This window comes from Nonomuraea recticatena, from assembly GCF_039533245.1.
GTDB classification, from domain to species: Bacteria; Actinomycetota; Actinomycetes; order Streptosporangiales; family Streptosporangiaceae; genus Nonomuraea; species Nonomuraea roseola.
In genome coordinates, this window is sequence record NZ_BAAATE010000037.1 from 47932 (window position 1) to 62825 (window position 14894).

Genomic DNA, 14894 nt, shown 5'->3' on the forward strand with positions numbered 1-14894 from the left:
CCGACGGACGGTGCGTCCTGTGCCGTAGCCGGGGATGAAGGGGGTATCCGGGACTCCTGTTAGCGTTAACATCTCTCTGTCCAGCTGTGTGGCCTGTTCCATTGAGTACGTTGTCGCGGAGTACATCCGACGGCCGGCCCGGCGTCAACGAGGGCATTCCTCGTCGACCATGGCGTTGCCGCCGGAATGCCTTCCCGCCTGGGAGTTCTGCGCCCAAGGATCGCGCCGCACCGCTCGTTGCTGTGAAAGTTTCACAGAAGTCGCCGGGAGGCAACAGGTAAGGTGCGGGCCCGTGCGGGTTAACTTACTGTCTGGGGCCATGTTCGGCACCACGCCGGCGCTCGGGCGACCCACGGCCGTGCGCGCGCTGCTCCGCCTCCCCTCGCTGACCGCACCGGGGTGCGGTCAGCGAGGGGGAGCTGTTCTGGGTCAGTAGGCCCGGCGCCAGGGCGAGCAGCCGGTGAAGCTCACGCGGAGCCCGCGTTGTAGGTCCACTTCTGGTTGCTGCCGCCCCAGCAGCTGTACAGCTGCAGCCCCGTGCCGTTGCCGGCGCCGCCGCCGACGGCGTCAAGGCACAGCCCGGACTGTACGCCCACGATCGTGCCGTCGGAGTTGACGCGCCATTTCTGGTTGTCGCCACCCCAGCAGGAGTAGATCTGGATCTTGGCGCCGTTGCCCGTGCCCCCGGCGTCCAGGCACTTGTTGCCGTACACCTTCAATTCCCCTGCTGAGGTCCGCGTCCACTGCTGGTTGCTCTGACCGTTGCAGTCCCACAGTTGTACCGCGGTGCCGTCGGTGGTGCCGGCGCTGGGCACGTCGACGCAGCGGCCGGAGGCCGTGCTCCTGATCTGCCCCGCGTCGCCCCCACCGGGCGGCGGCGTCGTGCTGCCGCCGTTGAGCGCGTTGAGCACCGCGGTGTAGGCGGCCTTCTTGTTGCCGTTGCCGTCGAAGAGCAGCGGGGTGGTGTTGGCGCCGAGCCAGGAGTCGCTGTCGCGAACTCCCCAGACCGAGATGCCGGTACAGCGTGGCACCGCCAGGCAGTCGTTGACGACGTTGGCGTACGTGGTGGCCGAGCCGCCCTGGATGTCCAGCTCGGTGATCTGTACGTCGACCCCCAGCGCGGCGAAGCTCTGGATGGTCGTGCGGTAGTTGCTGTTGTAGGCGCTGTTGCTGTTGAAGTGGGACTGCAGGCCGACGCAGTCGATCGGCACGCCGCGGGCCTTGAAGTCCCTGACCATGTTGTAGACACCCTGGGTCTTGGCCCAGGTCCAGTTGTCGATGTTGTAGTCGTTGTAGCACAGCTTGGCGGCAGGGTCGGCGGCGCGCGCGGTGCGGAAGGCCACCTCGATCCAGTCGTTGCCGGTGCGCTGGAGGTTGGAGTCACGTCGGCCGCCGGAGTTGCCGTCGGCATAGGCCTCGTTGACCACGTCCCAGGCGTAGATCTTGCCCTTGTAGTGGCCCATGACGCCGTTGATGTGGTTGATCATCGCTTGGCGCAGCGAGCTGCCCGACAGCGCCTGCATCCAGCCCGGCTGCTGTGAGTGCCAGGCCAGGGTGTGCCCGCGCACCCGCTTGCCGTTCTGCACGGCCCAGTTGTAGACCCGGTCCCCGGCGGTGAAGTTGAACTGGCCGCGGTTGGGCTCGGTGGCGTCGATCTTCATCTCGTTCTCGGCCGTCACCATGTCGAACTCGCGATTGGCGATCGTCGTGTAGGCGGAGTCGCCGAGCTTGCCCGAGGCGATGGCGGTGCCGAAGTAGCGGCCGCTCTGCGCGGCGGCCGCGCCGAGCGTGCTCGCCGCGGCATCGGCCGGAATCGCCGTCGCCAGTGCCGTGATCAGGCCGAGGGCGCCGAGCGCGCCGGTGATCAGCGCCCGGCGGCGCGCGCCGAGCGGCCGTCGGGCGGTGGGTGGGGACATGGCGTTGACACGCATGCTTGAGCCTCCGTATGCGAATCAGAGGAAGGGTCGGTGCGGGACACCCGCGGGACCGACGCCGCGCCCCGGCTGGGACGCACACCACAGGCGTCGGGACGGCAGCCCCTGTTGAGCACCACCGAGCCGGCAGGGGAGATCACCTCGGGCACTCAGTGTGAGAAGTTCACCGAAAATAGTCAAGGATGGAACAAAAACTTTCGGTGAATCGATCCTGTCTTTGCCGATTGCGCTGGGCGTTCTCTGGGACGGCGCCCCTTGAAAGTTTCACCGGAGGCGCGGGCTGGGGATGCGGATGAAAGTTTCACTGAGACGCTCGCGCTGGTCGAATGCGGCATGGCTCGTCATCCGAGGTGAGCGCGCTCGGGTGTTGCCGCCTGGGCGCGCTGCACGTTAAGGCGCTCTTGACAGTACCTTTCCGCCTCGTGTTTGCTCCGTTCTGCCACCACCTCCACCGGCCCCAGGGGAGCCCCACCAGCCCAGCGGTTTGTTAACGCTAACAGCGCAGAGGTGAACCCATGCAGCGAAGCGAACGCCGTACGAGAAGGTGCGCGGGTATCGGAGCCGCCCTGGCGGCTCTGATCGCGGCGGTAGCCGCTGCTCTGTCCGTGTTCGTCACGGTCGCGCCGGGAGCGTCGGCGGCGACCCTGACCGAAGTGACCAGCTTCGGAGCCAACCCTGGCGGCCTGCGGATGTACCTCTACGTCCCCGACACGGTGGCATCCCGCCCGGGAGTCCTGGTGGCGATGCACGGCTGCAACGGCTGGGCCCCGGGCTTCCACCAGGGCACCGAGTTCGCCTCATTGGCCGACCGGTACGGTTTCATCGTCATCTACCCGCAGGCGAACAAGAGCGCCAACGGCATGTCGAACTGTTTCGACGTGTGGTCCGACGAGGCTCTGCGCCACGGTGGCGGCAGTGACCCGGTGTCGATCGTCTCCATGACGGCCTATGTGCTGCAACGCTACAACGGCGACCCGCAGCGGGTGTTCGCCACCGGCTTCTCCTCCGGCGCCATGGAGACCAACAACCTGCTCGCCACGTACCCGGACGTGTTCAAGGCCGGCGCGCCGTTCGCGGGAGTTCCCTACGGTTGCCTAGGCCCCGCCGGGTGCGGCGACAAGACGCCGCAGCAGTGGGGTGACCTGGTCAGGAACGCCTACCCCGGCTACACAGGGCCCCGGCCGCGCGTGATGGCCTGGCATGGCACCGCCGACTCCGTGCTGCCGTACACGATGCTGCAGGAGGAGGTCGACCAGTGGACCAACGTGCACGGGCTGAGCCAGACTCCGGCCTCCACCGACAGCCCGCAGTCCGGATGGACCCGGCGAGTCTTCGGCTCCGGGCAGGTCGAGGCGTACACCATCACCGGAGCCGGCCATGACCTGCCGCGACCAGGGATGGCCGCGCACGCCATCCGCTTCTTCGGTCTGGACGGCGGCTCGTCCACCACGACGCCGACTCCGCCACCCGCCGGGCAGATCAGGGGAGTCGGCTCCGGGCGTTGCCTGGACGTGCCCGGCGCCGCCACCGCCGACGGCACCGCGGTGCAGTTGTGGGACTGCAACGGGCGCGGCAACCAGCAGTGGACCGCCACCTCGGCCGGCGAGCTCCGGGTCTACGGCAACAAGTGCCTCGATGCGGCCGGCGTCGGCAACGGCGCCGGCATCCAGATCTACTCCTGCCACGGCGGCGGCAACCAGAAATGGCGCCTGAACGCCGACGGCACCATCACCGGGGCGCAGTCCGGGTTGTGCCTGGACGCCGTGGGCCAGGGCACCGCCAACGGCACCCGGCTCCAGCTCTACTCCTGTCACGGCGGCGCCAACCAGCGCTGGACCCGCACCTGACACCGTCCCAGTGGGGTATGCCGAGCACTACCGGCAATGCCCACCGGATCAAGACGACCGAGTCGTCATGCCGATCGAGGGGCGGACTCAGCGCCGAAAGGTGCTCAGCGAAGCGATCAACGAGTACTGCCGAGCCGCCTCGATCACCCGAAGAGCTCCGCCGCGGGGTCCACAAGAGCGTCCAAGTATGGGAGCACGACATCCCGCGACTGGATGGATCAATCGAACGACGACCCGAAGCCGTTCGTCCGGACAAAGACCCCCGACGATCCGCGAATCCCTCGGTGAATATCGCCGACGAATTTCAGGCGCATGACACTGGCCACGAAGTCGGCACATCGCCATAGGCCCAGAGAAACGGTCGTGATCTCAGCGAAATAGTTCGGGGAGATTTGGCTTCCAAGGGCGTTCCAGGCTTTCGGGGGTAAGTTGTCGAAGGCCGGAACAGACGTGGAGCCCCCGTAGAAGAGCTCTCGCCACAAGCAATTCAGCCGGCCGGCCTTGACCCATTCCGGCAAGCGGTCATGGTGCTGCCCTGGTTCCGCGGCGAACGCGACATCCCCAATGGCTTTGTTCGGGAGTTCCGGCACCAGATGTCGCTGAGTTTCGGCACCAGCGGAATCTCACCGATCTCGATGTTCGTGAGTTTGGGCGCCATCCCTCGGGGGGCGGGATACGTCTGTCGCCGGCCGGCGCACCGCTCACGCACGGTGACGGGTGTCGGGCGGCGGGACGCGCCTTGTCTGCGACGGATCCGCTTGGGTCAGAATGTGCCGATGACGATCTCCGCTGACGACTCCGGTCCGGTCCGGATCGTGACGGCCGTTCTGCGCGACGGCGATCGGGTGTTGCTGTGTCATCGAAGCGCCGGACGCCGTTGGTATCCCGATGTGTGGGACCTGCCGGGCGGTCATGTTGAGGAGGGGGAGGATCCGAACCAGATCCGCGCACTCGCACCCGGCTCAGCCGGAAGGCACAACCACCTGGCGGAAATTCAGTGAGATCACCTCACCCCCGACGACTCCCGCAGGGCGTGTGCGGCGCCCAGAAGGTGGGCGGCCTGTGACTGCCGACCGGCCAGCAGGTGGGCCCCGGCGATGCCCTCCAGGGCTGTGGCCTGGGCCAGGGGATTACCCAGCCGCCGAGCGAAGGCGAGCGCCTGCCGGTGGTAGGCCGCCGCCTCTGCCGGGTCGCCTTTTTGCTCGGCGATGAAGCCGAGCTCGCTGAGCACTGCCGCATATCCCGGTGCGCTGACCGTCTGGCGATACCACGCGGCGGCCTCGTGCAGATGATCGCTGGCCGCTGCCAGGTCGCCGGAATGGCGGGCCGTCTGCCCCAGGCCGATGACGGCGTAGACCTCGCCGGCCTTGAAGCCGTGTTCGGCGGCGAGCCGCCTGGCCCGCTCGTGGAGCTCTCTCGCCGTGTCGTGATCATCGCGCAGCATCGCGATCCGGCCGAGCCCGGACAGCCGATCGGCGGCCTCGGCCCACATGCCCAGATCCTCGGCCAGCCGGAGCCCGTCGCGGTGCAGTCGCTCGGCCGTGTCATGGTCGCCACGGATCTCGGCCAGCGCGGCGCGCGGGTACACCGTGAGCAGTTCGCCGCCCCGGTCTCCGAGTGACCGGAACAGCGCGAGGGCTTTGTCGCATGCCGCCTGTGAGGTGGCCAGATCTCCCCTTGCCAGTGCGTGGTTGGCGCGCAGGCTTGCGACGACGGCCTGGCCCCAGGGGTGGTCGAGCGTGTGGAAGCCCGCCGCAGCACGCATCGCCAGCTCCTCGCTGGTGTCCAGGTCTCCGGCGTGGAGGAGCACGTACGCCAGGAGCCAGTGCGCCATGGCGAGCCCGTCAGGGTCGTCGGCGCCGCTGAAATGTGTCAGCGCGGTGCGGGCCGCGGCCGCCGGGTCGTGCTCGACGTCGAGCAGGATCGCGATGCCCGCCTGCCAGGCGTGCACCCGCGCGCGCAGGGCCTTCGGCGCGGGCCCGGCGACGGCGAGCGCCCGGTCGGCCCACCGTGCCGCCTGGCGTACCCGGCCCCGCAGCAACAGCGACCAGGCCAGCGCGTCGACCAGCCGCAACGCGAGCTCGGCGGACCCTTGAGCGATCGCATGGTCCAGCGCGCAATGGAGGTTGCCGTGCTCGGTGTCGAGCTGCTGGAGACAGGACTGCTGATCAGGACCGAACAGTCCAGGCAGCAGCGCCTCGGCCATCGACACGTGGTACAGGGAGTGTCTGGCACGTACGGCGTCGCTCTCCTCTGCCTCCTCGAGCCGCGCCCGGGCGTAGGCGGCGATGGTCTGCAGCAGGCGGTAGCGCCGATCGCCGGTGACCATGACCATCGAGCGGTCCACGAGCTGTGCCAGGACCCCGGCCACGCCTCGGGCGGTGGCGTCGCCGTCCGCGCAGATCGACTCGATCGCCGCCAGTGTGCCGCCGTCCATGACGGCGAGACGGCGCAGCACGACCCGTTCGTTGTCGGTGAGCAGTTCCCAGCTCCAGTCGAGTACGGCCTGCAGAGTCCGGTGCCTGGCCGGAGCGCCGCGGCTGCCGGAGGCCAGCAGCTGGAACCGGTCATCCAGACGGGCTGCGAGTTCGTGCACACCCAGTGCCCGGACCTTGGCAGCGGCCAGCTCAAGAGCAAGCGGCAGACCGTCCAGCCCTCGCACCAGGTCGGTCACGACCCGGGCGTTGGACGCCTCCAGCGCGAACCCCGGATCGGCGTCGGCGGCGCGGGCACAGAACAACCGCGCCGCACTGGACTCCCATATGGCCTCCACATCCGCCCCGGGAGCGGGGACGTCCAGCGGCGGCACCGCGTACAGCACCTCGCCGGCCATGCCCAGCGGTTCGCGGCCGGTCGCCAGCACGCGCAGGCCAGGCGCCGCATGGAGCAGGGCCAGCACGAGCTCCGCGACCTGTCCCGCCACGTGCTCGCAGTTGTCGAGCAGGAGAAGGAGTCTCTTGCCGCGCAGAAAGGCGGTGAGCCGATCGACGTGGCCCATCGGCTCGCCGGCGGGAACCGGCCCCAGCATGGTGTTCTCGCGGATGCCCAGCACCGCCATCACGGCCTCGGCGACGGCGTCGGCCGCGTGGGCGCCATCCAGCCCGGTCAGCTCGACCAGCCACACGCCGTCCGGATACGAAGGGGCCAGCGCAGCGGCGACCGCCACTCCCAGGCGGGTCTTGCCCACCCCGCCGGGGCCCGTGAGCGTGACCAGACGTCGACTCTCCAGCGACATGAGCACGTCGGCGACCGCCGCCTCCCTGCCGATCAGCTCGGTCACCGGGGTGGGCAGGTTCGTGGGGTACTGATCCGGCGGCGTCTCCAGCGCCGGGTCGCGCACCAGGACCGCCTGATGGAGCGCCGCCAACTCCGGGCTCGGATCGAGTCCCAGGTCCACCGCCATCCGGCGGCGGAACTCGTCGTAGGCGGCCAGCGCCTCCGCTTGCCGTCCGGAGCGGTGGAGCGCACGCATCTGCGCTGCCACGAGCCGCTCGCGGCCGGGGTGCCGTCGTACCCATTCGGTCAGTTCCGCGGCGACCGCGTGGTGCTCGCCCAGGTCCAGTCGCGTCTCGGCGAGGTCTTCCAGGGCGGCCAGCCGCTGCTGGGTCAGCCGCTCGGCCACCGGCTGCGTGAACGCCCGGTCCTCGAAGCCGGCGAGCGCCGGGCCTCGCCACAACATCAGCGCGTCAGTGAGCACCTGGCGCCGGGTCCATGGATCGACGGAGGCGCGGGCACGATGAAGCAGCGTCTGGAACCTGACACTGTCGATCGACTCGGCAGGCACGCGAAGCCGGTAACCGGCGGACCGGTGCTCCACCAAGGCACGCGCGCCAGGCTCGGCAGCCTCCAGCGCCCGGCGTAGCCGGGCGACCCTGATCTGCAACGCGTTCGCGGGATGCGCCGGCAACGAGCCAGGCCACAGGTCGCCGATCAGCCTGTCGACCGAGACCAGGCGGCCTTCGTGCAGCAGGAGCAGCGCAAGGAGGGCCCGTACCTCGACCCCGGGCACGGGAACCGGCGTCCCGTCCGCCTTCGCCACCGAGAGAGGGCCAAGCACACCGAACCGCACCTGCCCACCCTACGCCGGACAGCCGTCGGACAGCGATCAGCAAGTGGCGCTGAAAATGCTGGCGCAGCAAGGACATACTGCCGCGCCCATGCCGCCACGGTCGTGACCGCTCGACGTGAGCGCTCCGCGGCGGGGTGGGCCACGGGAAGGACACGAAAGCACGTGAGAGATCAGAAGCGGCTGCTCAGGCAGCTGATCCCCTTGTCGATGGCGCTCTTCGCGGTCGGCACCGACGGGTTCATCATCGCCGGACTGCTGCCGCAGATCGCCGCCGACCTGGACGTGAGCGTCGCGGTGGCCGGGCAACTGGTTACGGCGTTCGCGTTGGCGTTCGCCGTGTCGGCGCCGATCCTTGGAGCGCTGACGAGCGGGATGGACAGGCGGGCCGCCCTGCTGCTGGCGCTGGCCATCTTCGTGGTCGGCAACGCCGCGACGGCCATGGGCCCGAACTACGAGATCGTGATCATCGCGCGCGTCGTGACGGCCATGGGCGCCGGATTGATCGGCGCCGCGGCGTTCAGCGCCGCGGCCGCGATCGCACCCGAGCAACGGCGCGGCCGGGCGCTGGCCTTCGTCATGGGCGGGCTCACGCTGGCCATCGCGTTCGGACTGCCGGCGGGCACGCTGATCGGCGGCGCCGACTGGCGGCTGACGTTGTGGGCCGTCGCCGCGCTGGGCGTCGTCGCGGCGGCGGGTGTGACCGTCGCCCTGGGGCCCATCTCCCTGCCGGCCGTCACGTTGCGGGACAGACTGGCCCCGCTGCGGGAGATCCGCGTGTTCGGCATGCTCGCCGTCACCGTGTTGACCCTTGCGGGCACCCATGTTCTCTACACCTACATCAGTCCCGCGGTCGCGGGTGCCACCGGTGGTTCTGCGACGTCGCTGACCGTCGTGCTGCTGGCTTGGGGCGTGGGCAACATGGTGGGCAACATGGCGGCGGGACGGCTCGCCGACCGCTTCCCCCCTCGGCAGGTGGTCTCGTGGGGGCTGGCCGCCGCCGCCGTCATGCTCGGGATCAGCCCTCAGGCCACCGGCGACTTCGCGATGACGATCGTGTGGGCGGTGCTCTGGGGCGTCTGCGTCTCGCTGCCTGTTGTGCCGCAGCAAAGCCGCCTCGTCGCGCACGCGCCGGACGCCGCTGCTGTGCTGCTGGGGTTGAACAACTCGGCGATCTACGTCGGCGTCGCCCTCGGGGGCGCCCTCGGCGGCCTGCTCCAGGAGCAGCTCACGCCCGCCGGACTGGGTCTGGCGGGCGCCGCTGTGAGCGTGGCCGGACTGCTGGCGAACCTGGCAACGAGGCGCGCCGTACCCCGTGCCGACGCGACTGACCGGAGCCCGGGCTCCCACGGCAGCCACACGCTGCGCTGACAGCCGTCGCCGGTCGTTGAGCGCGTCTTTCCAGCAATCTCGTCCACGCCCTGGCCAGGAGGGGAGGCAGCCACTCGGCAGATGCGACAGATATTCACTTCGTGACGTTCGGTGTTGGGGTGTCGTCGGTGCCCTGGCCGGCGGTGTGCTCGTCCAGCACTCTCGGCAGCGCCAACGCGACAAGCATGGTGGCCAGCAGCCCCCCGCCACCCGCGATGAGGAGCGTTATCGGTGCGGAGGTGGCGTCCAGCAGGAAGCCGCCTGCGATGTATGACAGCGCGGCGGCTACTCCGATCGCTCCATAGAGGTTGCCGAAGACTCTGCCGAGCATCCTCGGAGCCACCAGCCGCTGCAGCAGGGTGTTGGTGGCCACGTCCATCGCCGCGATACCGAATCCGCGGATGAACTGGGTCGTGAACGCGGCGGCGACGGCCCAGGTCAGTCCGGTGAGGAGGTTGCCGGCGCTGTTCACCGCGAAGCCGGCGACCAGCAGCGTCATCAGGGACATGCGGACGCTGTAACGGGCCGTCAGCGCGTACCCGAAGAGCAGGCCGATGCCGACGGCGCCCAGGAGCAGGCCGACCGCCGAGTCGCCGGCCGCGAAGGATTCGGTGGCCAGGAGCACCAAGGCGACGTCGTCCACTCCGTTGAAGGCCACGATGGCGCAGAAGCCCAGGGCGATGACCCGGACCGCCTTGGTTGATTTGATGTAGCCGAGCCCGGACTTCGCATCCCGCAGGAGCGAGGTTTTCACTCCTGCGGGGGCGGGCGCCGGGGGGAGCGAGCGCAGCGTGAGCAGTACCGCGCCCGCAACCAGGAAGGAGACGGCGTCGGCCAGGAGCACGCCCTGCATTCCGACGAGAGGAAGGAGGGCGGCCGCGGCCAGCGGCCCGAGAGCCTCGGCCGCGTTGGTGCCGAACCCGAGCGTGGCGTTGGCGCTTTCCAGGTCTTTGTCCCCCACGAGTCCCGGTATCGCCGCGCGTGAGGCTGGGAGGAACACCTGTCCCACGATTGCGCGCAGTCCGACCAGCACCAGCAGCAGGGGGAGCGGCGGCAGCGAGAGGGCGATGAGCAGGAGGACTACGCCCTGGCCCAGCTCACATGCGATCATCACCCGCTTGAGATCGAAACGGTCGCTGATCGCGCCGGCGATCGGGCTGAGAAGCGAGGGGACGAAATCGCCGACGAGCAGCAGCAGTGAGACCGCGAGCGCCTGTCCGGTCGTATCGGCGACGTGGAGCATCAGCGCGACGAGGCTGAGCGCGTCACCGCCCACCGAGATGACTCGTGCCGACCACAGCGAGCGGAATCCCGGGTTGTCGCGTAGTAACTGTAACCCGCTCGCCTTTCTGGGCTCGGTTCCCGAGCTCCCGCCGGTGGCTGACATGGTCTCTTTCTCCTCGCTCGCCGGGATCAGCCGTCAGGAAACCGTCTGCCAGAAGCCGCACCGATGGGTGCTGGCCAGGTGCACCGGCCCGGTCTGCGCGATCGCGATCGACAGCGCCGTCGAACTGCCACGCCGGTATTCCGGCCACTCCGGGCCTGGGCTGCCGGTCCTGGCGAAGCGCGTCCAGTAGCGGATCAGCCGTTCGGCGAAGGTCTGCTCCTCCGGCGTGAACGACGGCGGTGTTGGACCCCTGTCGAGGAAGTACTTGAGATCATCCCCGTGTGAGGCGCCGAGCGGGAAGCCCGTCTCCTCGCCGGAGGGCTGGGCGTACTCGTAGGCGTACACGGGTGCCCGCCGCGCTGCTGCATCGAGCGCGGGCAACTGACTGCACGACCCGGTCAGGCCGCCGTAATCGCTGAGCAATGTGGCCAGAGCCAGGCCTGGACTGGCGTAGCCGGAGGTGGGATAGACGGCGAGGATCCGCTTCGCTTCCTTGGCTCCGAACAGCTGGGTCACGATGTTCGGATACTCGGCCTCGGTAACCGGCCCAGCTGGGGGGTAGGTGTAGGCGATCTGGCGCCGCAACTCGTCCTTGGTGCCGCCGTGGATCAGTGGGACGTCGGCGGCCATGCCCAACCGCATCGCCGTCAACGGCTGCAGCGGTAGCACGGGGGTGCCTGCGACGGGGAACCACCACACGTCGGCGCGGTGGCGACGCAACCCTTCGAAGAGCCCTTCACGGTCCGATGGCCGCACCAGGTCGCTGATCGGCTTGCCCCGCAGGCACTGCTCGGCTGTCGCCTGATCGGTGCAGCCCAGGTCTGCCGCAAGATCGAGTCCGCGGCGGTTCGCGGTCGGTTCGGTCATGAGCCGGTTGCCGCACGGCGCGCTCTGCACGATCGCCTTGTCGAACAGGCCACTGCCAGCCGGCGCGGCCAGCTGGGCGCATACGCTGTATCCGCCCCCTGACTGGCCCCACAACGTCACGTTGCGGTCATCGCCGCCGAATGCCGCGATATTCTTGCGTACCCAACGCAGCGCGGCTTGCTGATCGGCGAGCCCGAAGTTGCCTGCATACGGGTCATGAAGCGCTGGATGGCGCAGGAACCCCAGCGCACCGAGCCGGTAGTTGAACGTGACCACGATCGCGCCGTCGTCGACCATCCGCTTGGGGTCGTAGATGGCGCCGGATCCGTAGATGAGCCCGCCGCCGTACACCCAGACGAGCACGGGTAGTTTACCGGCGACTTGTCGCGGGGTTGTCACGTTCACGTAGAGGCAGTCTTCGCTGCCTTCAGGACCTGTCCTGCCGAGCTGTGGGCACTGCGCCCCTGGTCGGGTCGCATCGCGGACGCCCTCCCAGCTGGCCGCGGGCCGCGGTGCACGCCACCGCAGCGGTCCCACCGGAGGAGCGGCGTACGGCATACCAAGGAAGCTGCGATGTTTGTCGGTCACCGTGCCCTCCACCCATCCCTGAGCGGTGCGGACCAGGCCGGGCGATGCACTCGTGGCTGCCGGTGGTCCGAGGACGCCGGCGGTGGCCTGAGCGTTGCCAGAGCCATGGGTCAGGGTCACGGCCAGGACGACGGTGGATAAGGTGATGAGATGATGGGCAAGGCGGGATGCGAGCATGACGGAGCTCCCTTGGTGAGGGATGGATGACGTCGCCCCTGCCAGTCACGTGGCGGGGACTCGATCCTGGCCGTACACGTTCCTTTTCGGATCCCTCCTGAGGCGGCCCTCACCGTACTTCTGCCGTCGTATGTCACCGACGGGGGGACTTTCTCTTGTCGAAGTGAGGGATCCTGGTCTCGGCCGAGATCATGATTTCCGGTGGACAGCACGAACAGCCGGCTGTACGGCGCTTCGGGTGTGTGCCATCAGTCCTGTGTCGGCTGGGCCGATGACAGTGCCACGATGTGGTCGGCGAGCACGGTTGGGGTGTCGAGATGGACGAAGGTCCGCGCGCCAGGCACCTCGACGAACGTTGCGTTGCTGAAGGCTCGCTGCAGACGCTGACCGAGTGCGGGTTTGAAGGCGCGGTCGGCGGTGCCCCAGACGATCCGTACCGGCCCGGTGAAGTTTTTGAGGCGTGTGGAGACGCCGAGTAGATCCTTCGGGTCGATGGCTCGCAGGAATCGCGCCGCGTCCCGGCGGATTTCCTTGTTTCGTAAGCTCGGTTCGATCCATGCCCTGGTTTGGACGGGATCCAGTTTGTTGGCGAGCAGGCCGAGGCCGAGTGGCGAGTGGCGAAAGGCTCGCCAACGCATGGGCTGCAGGTTGATCCGCATCCGGAGTTCACTGCGAAGGAGCCGGAAGATGACGTTGTAGGGGAAGGGAGGGAAGGTGTCGAAGGCGTCGCAGTTGGTGAGCACGAGACGGCCGATCCGGCTGGCATCGATGTCGAGCAGGAATTGGCACAGCGCGCCGCCGGTGTCGTTGCCGACCAGCGTGACGTCTTGCAGATCGAGGGCCTCGAGGAAGGCCAGGACCTGCCGGGCCACGCCGCGCGGAGATTGGTCGGCGTCGGGCCGCAGAGGTGTGTGATGGGCTCCCAGGGGCCAGTCGGGTGCGTAGGAGCGAACGCCGCGTGCGGCTAGGTGGTCGGCGACACGGGTCCAGACCGAGCCGTCGACTAAGAACGCGTGGACGAAGACGACGGGAGGCCCGGTCGTTTTCGCCGGCCCCGCGATTCGGTAGCTGAGGGTGCCCTGTGGCAGGTCGATGGTGTGCATGCCACTATCCTTAGAAAAGATGCAACCTGTACGTAACTTAGGAACAGACTGTATGCAAGTTTCCCGCCGCACGCAAGCCGACCGCACGGCCGCCACGCGCGCCGCCCTGATCGCCGCAGGGAGGAAGCTGTTCGCCGAACATGGTTTCTCCGGTGTCGGTACCGAGGCGATCGTGGCCGACGCGGCTGTGAGCCGAGGAGCGCTCTACCACCAGTTCGGCGACAAGACCGAGCTGTTCGCCGCGGTGCTCTCGGATGTGGAGGGCGACGTCGCCGAACAGCTCGCCGCCGGGATACGCGTCGACCCCGACGCCGACTTCGTCGAGGTGATGATGCGCAGCCTTCAGGCCTGGTTTGACGCCTGCCAACGACCCGAGGTGCGGCGGATCGTATTGATCGACGGACCATCGGTGCTGGGCTGGGCGCGTTGGCGCGGCATCTGCCAAACCCACATCCTCGGGTTGATCGAGAGAATGCTCGCCCGAGGGGTGGACGACGGCGTGCTGCCGCCGCTGCCGGTCAGACCCCTTGCGCACCTTCTCCTGGCCATGGGGGATGAGGCCGCACTCTATGTCGGTGCCGCCCCGGAGCCGGACGCCGCCCGGCGGGACATGGTGGCCATCATTCGTCCACTCCTCGAGGCGCTCACCCGAGCGTAAGCCGCATGATGCGACATGCGGCGAACTGGACTGTCGCCGCCGGACCGTCGATCGCCCCCAACCATGTGCGAGATCGGCCACGGCAAGGCGATCGTAAGGGCTGCGGGGAAGAACAGGCGGCTGCTATGAATGGCAGGCTTCAATCTGCTCCGGCACAGAGAATTCGGCGGCGCAACTCGGGCACGTCGTACGCCCGAACAGATAGGTCAGATGTTCAGCGGCCGCGGACTGCCCGGCGTTGACGGCCAGGTGATACAGCCGGGAGGCCAGCGACTGGAGGTCGGCGGGCGCCGCCGGCCGGACACCGGTCAGCGTCGGCCCTTTGAAGGTGAGCTTCCGCAGGCGTTCATGTGGATCGCGACGGCGAGTGCCAGGAGGGGCGTGGTAGAGGTCGATCTCCAGGCACTCTGAGCAGGACGGGCAGATCGCGTCGTGGAGATCGGGGAGCAGGCAGTGGCTCCACACCGGTACCCCCTCGAAGGCGAGAAGGCCCTCCAGCGGATAGAGATAGTCACGTTCGCGGCCTTCGAACGGTTCCGCCGTCATGTAGTGCTGGCTCATCCGGTGCAGGTCTTCGATCGCGGCCGGGTAGTGCTCACGGCAATATCCCAGTGGATGAAGCTGCTCCTCCCCGGCAACGATACGGCCGGCCAAGGAAATCGCCCGCCGGGGATCGCCCGGCCTACGACCGGTGGCGATGTCTGCCAGGACAGGCAGGGCCGCGAAGCTGGCCGAGGCATCGCACGACCATCAGCCAGTGACCCGGCTTTTCCTGGGCGCCGCGCACACCTCCGCGTCCTGATCATCCTGTCTGCCGTCGACCCGCCAGCAGGGGAGGCGGGCCCTGGTCTGCTCGGCTTGTCCCGGGTCGATGGTGGGCGGGATGATCGGGCCTC

Annotated in this window: 11 protein-coding genes; 4 read left to right on the plus strand and 7 right to left on the minus strand. The window is 68.6% G+C overall.

What is annotated here, in order from left to right:
• Positions 1 to 467 precede the first annotated feature (467 nt).
• Entirely contained in the window at positions 468 to 1931 is a 1464-nt protein-coding gene (locus ABFX50_RS42545) for an endo-1,4-beta-xylanase (protein WP_346154964.1), read from the minus strand.
• 518 nt (positions 1932 to 2449) lie between these two features.
• On the opposite strand from ABFX50_RS42545, the gene ABFX50_RS42550 reads away from it, so the two are divergent.
• Positions 2450 to 3781: an extracellular catalytic domain type 1 short-chain-length polyhydroxyalkanoate depolymerase gene (locus tag ABFX50_RS42550; protein ID WP_346154965.1), complete on the plus strand. Its 1332-nt coding sequence runs from the start codon at positions 2450 to 2452 to the stop codon at positions 3779 to 3781.
• Between the two features lie 218 nt (positions 3782 to 3999).
• On the opposite strand, the gene ABFX50_RS42555 is transcribed toward ABFX50_RS42550, so the two are convergent.
• On the minus strand, positions 4000 to 4299 hold the full coding sequence (locus ABFX50_RS42555) for a hypothetical protein (protein WP_346154966.1): 300 nt from the start codon (positions 4297 to 4299) through the stop codon (positions 4000 to 4002).
• 6 nt (positions 4300 to 4305) lie between these two features.
• Between ABFX50_RS42555 and ABFX50_RS42560 the strand changes: the two genes are divergently transcribed.
• Positions 4306 to 4782: an NUDIX hydrolase gene (locus ABFX50_RS42560; protein ID WP_346154967.1), complete on the plus strand. Its 477-nt coding sequence runs from the start codon at positions 4306 to 4308 to the stop codon at positions 4780 to 4782.
• A gap of 2 nt (positions 4783 to 4784) precedes the next feature.
• Here ABFX50_RS42560 and ABFX50_RS42565 read toward each other — a convergent pair whose 3' ends face one another.
• The gene (locus ABFX50_RS42565) at positions 4785 to 7850 is read right to left on the minus strand and encodes an AfsR/SARP family transcriptional regulator (RefSeq protein WP_346154968.1); all 3066 of its coding nucleotides are present in this window, start codon (positions 7848 to 7850) and stop codon (positions 4785 to 4787) included.
• A gap of 162 nt (positions 7851 to 8012) precedes the next feature.
• On the opposite strand from ABFX50_RS42565, the gene ABFX50_RS42570 reads away from it, so the two are divergent.
• Positions 8013 to 9218, plus strand: coding sequence for an MFS transporter (locus ABFX50_RS42570; RefSeq protein ID WP_346154969.1), 1206 nt, complete (start codon positions 8013 to 8015; stop codon positions 9216 to 9218).
• A gap of 94 nt (positions 9219 to 9312) precedes the next feature.
• Here the strand turns inward: ABFX50_RS42570 and ABFX50_RS42575 are convergent, their stop codons facing one another.
• From ABFX50_RS42575 to ABFX50_RS42585, 3 genes are all read right to left on the minus strand, one after another.
• Positions 9313 to 10605 (minus strand): MFS transporter, encoded by a 1293-nt coding sequence (locus tag ABFX50_RS42575; protein ID WP_346154970.1) that lies wholly within the window; start codon positions 10603 to 10605, stop codon positions 9313 to 9315.
• 33 nt (positions 10606 to 10638) lie between these two features.
• On the minus strand, positions 10639 to 12237 hold the full coding sequence (locus ABFX50_RS42580; protein ID WP_346154971.1) for a carboxylesterase/lipase family protein: 1599 nt from the start codon (positions 12235 to 12237) through the stop codon (positions 10639 to 10641).
• A gap of 248 nt (positions 12238 to 12485) precedes the next feature.
• Positions 12486 to 13340 (minus strand): alpha/beta fold hydrolase, encoded by an 855-nt coding sequence (locus ABFX50_RS42585; RefSeq protein ID WP_346154972.1) that lies wholly within the window; start codon positions 13338 to 13340, stop codon positions 12486 to 12488.
• A gap of 52 nt (positions 13341 to 13392) precedes the next feature.
• On the opposite strand from ABFX50_RS42585, the gene ABFX50_RS42590 reads away from it, so the two are divergent.
• On the plus strand, positions 13393 to 13998 hold the full coding sequence (locus ABFX50_RS42590; protein WP_346154973.1) for a TetR/AcrR family transcriptional regulator: 606 nt from the start codon (positions 13393 to 13395) through the stop codon (positions 13996 to 13998).
• A gap of 123 nt (positions 13999 to 14121) precedes the next feature.
• On the opposite strand, the gene ABFX50_RS42595 is transcribed toward ABFX50_RS42590, so the two are convergent.
• Complete coding sequence (locus ABFX50_RS42595; RefSeq protein ID WP_346154974.1) at positions 14122 to 14652, minus strand: hypothetical protein; 531 nt, start codon at positions 14650 to 14652, stop codon at positions 14122 to 14124.
• Positions 14653 to 14894: the final 242 nt, after the last annotated feature.

Bases quoted from the DNA above. Each gene is read 5' to 3' on its own strand.
- ABFX50_RS42560 (WP_346154967.1), top strand. From the start codon at position 4,306: ATGGTGCTGCCCTGGTTCCGCGGCGAACGCGACATCCCCAATGGCTTT.
- ABFX50_RS42550 (WP_346154965.1), top strand. From the start codon at position 2,450: ATGCAGCGAAGCGAACGCCGTACGAGAAGGTGCGCGGGTATCGGAGCC.
- ABFX50_RS42590 (WP_346154973.1), top strand. From the start codon at position 13,393: ATGCAAGTTTCCCGCCGCACGCAAGCCGACCGCACGGCCGCCACGCGC.
- ABFX50_RS42575 (WP_346154970.1), bottom strand. From the start codon at position 10,605: ATGTCAGCCACCGGCGGGAGCTCGGGAACCGAGCCCAGAAAGGCGAGC.
- ABFX50_RS42545 (WP_346154964.1), bottom strand. From the start codon at position 1,931: ATGCGTGTCAACGCCATGTCCCCACCCACCGCCCGACGGCCGCTCGGC.
- ABFX50_RS42585 (WP_346154972.1), bottom strand. From the start codon at position 13,340: ATGCACACCATCGACCTGCCACAGGGCACCCTCAGCTACCGAATCGCG.
- ABFX50_RS42580 (WP_346154971.1), bottom strand. From the start codon at position 12,237: ATGCTCGCATCCCGCCTTGCCCATCATCTCATCACCTTATCCACCGTC.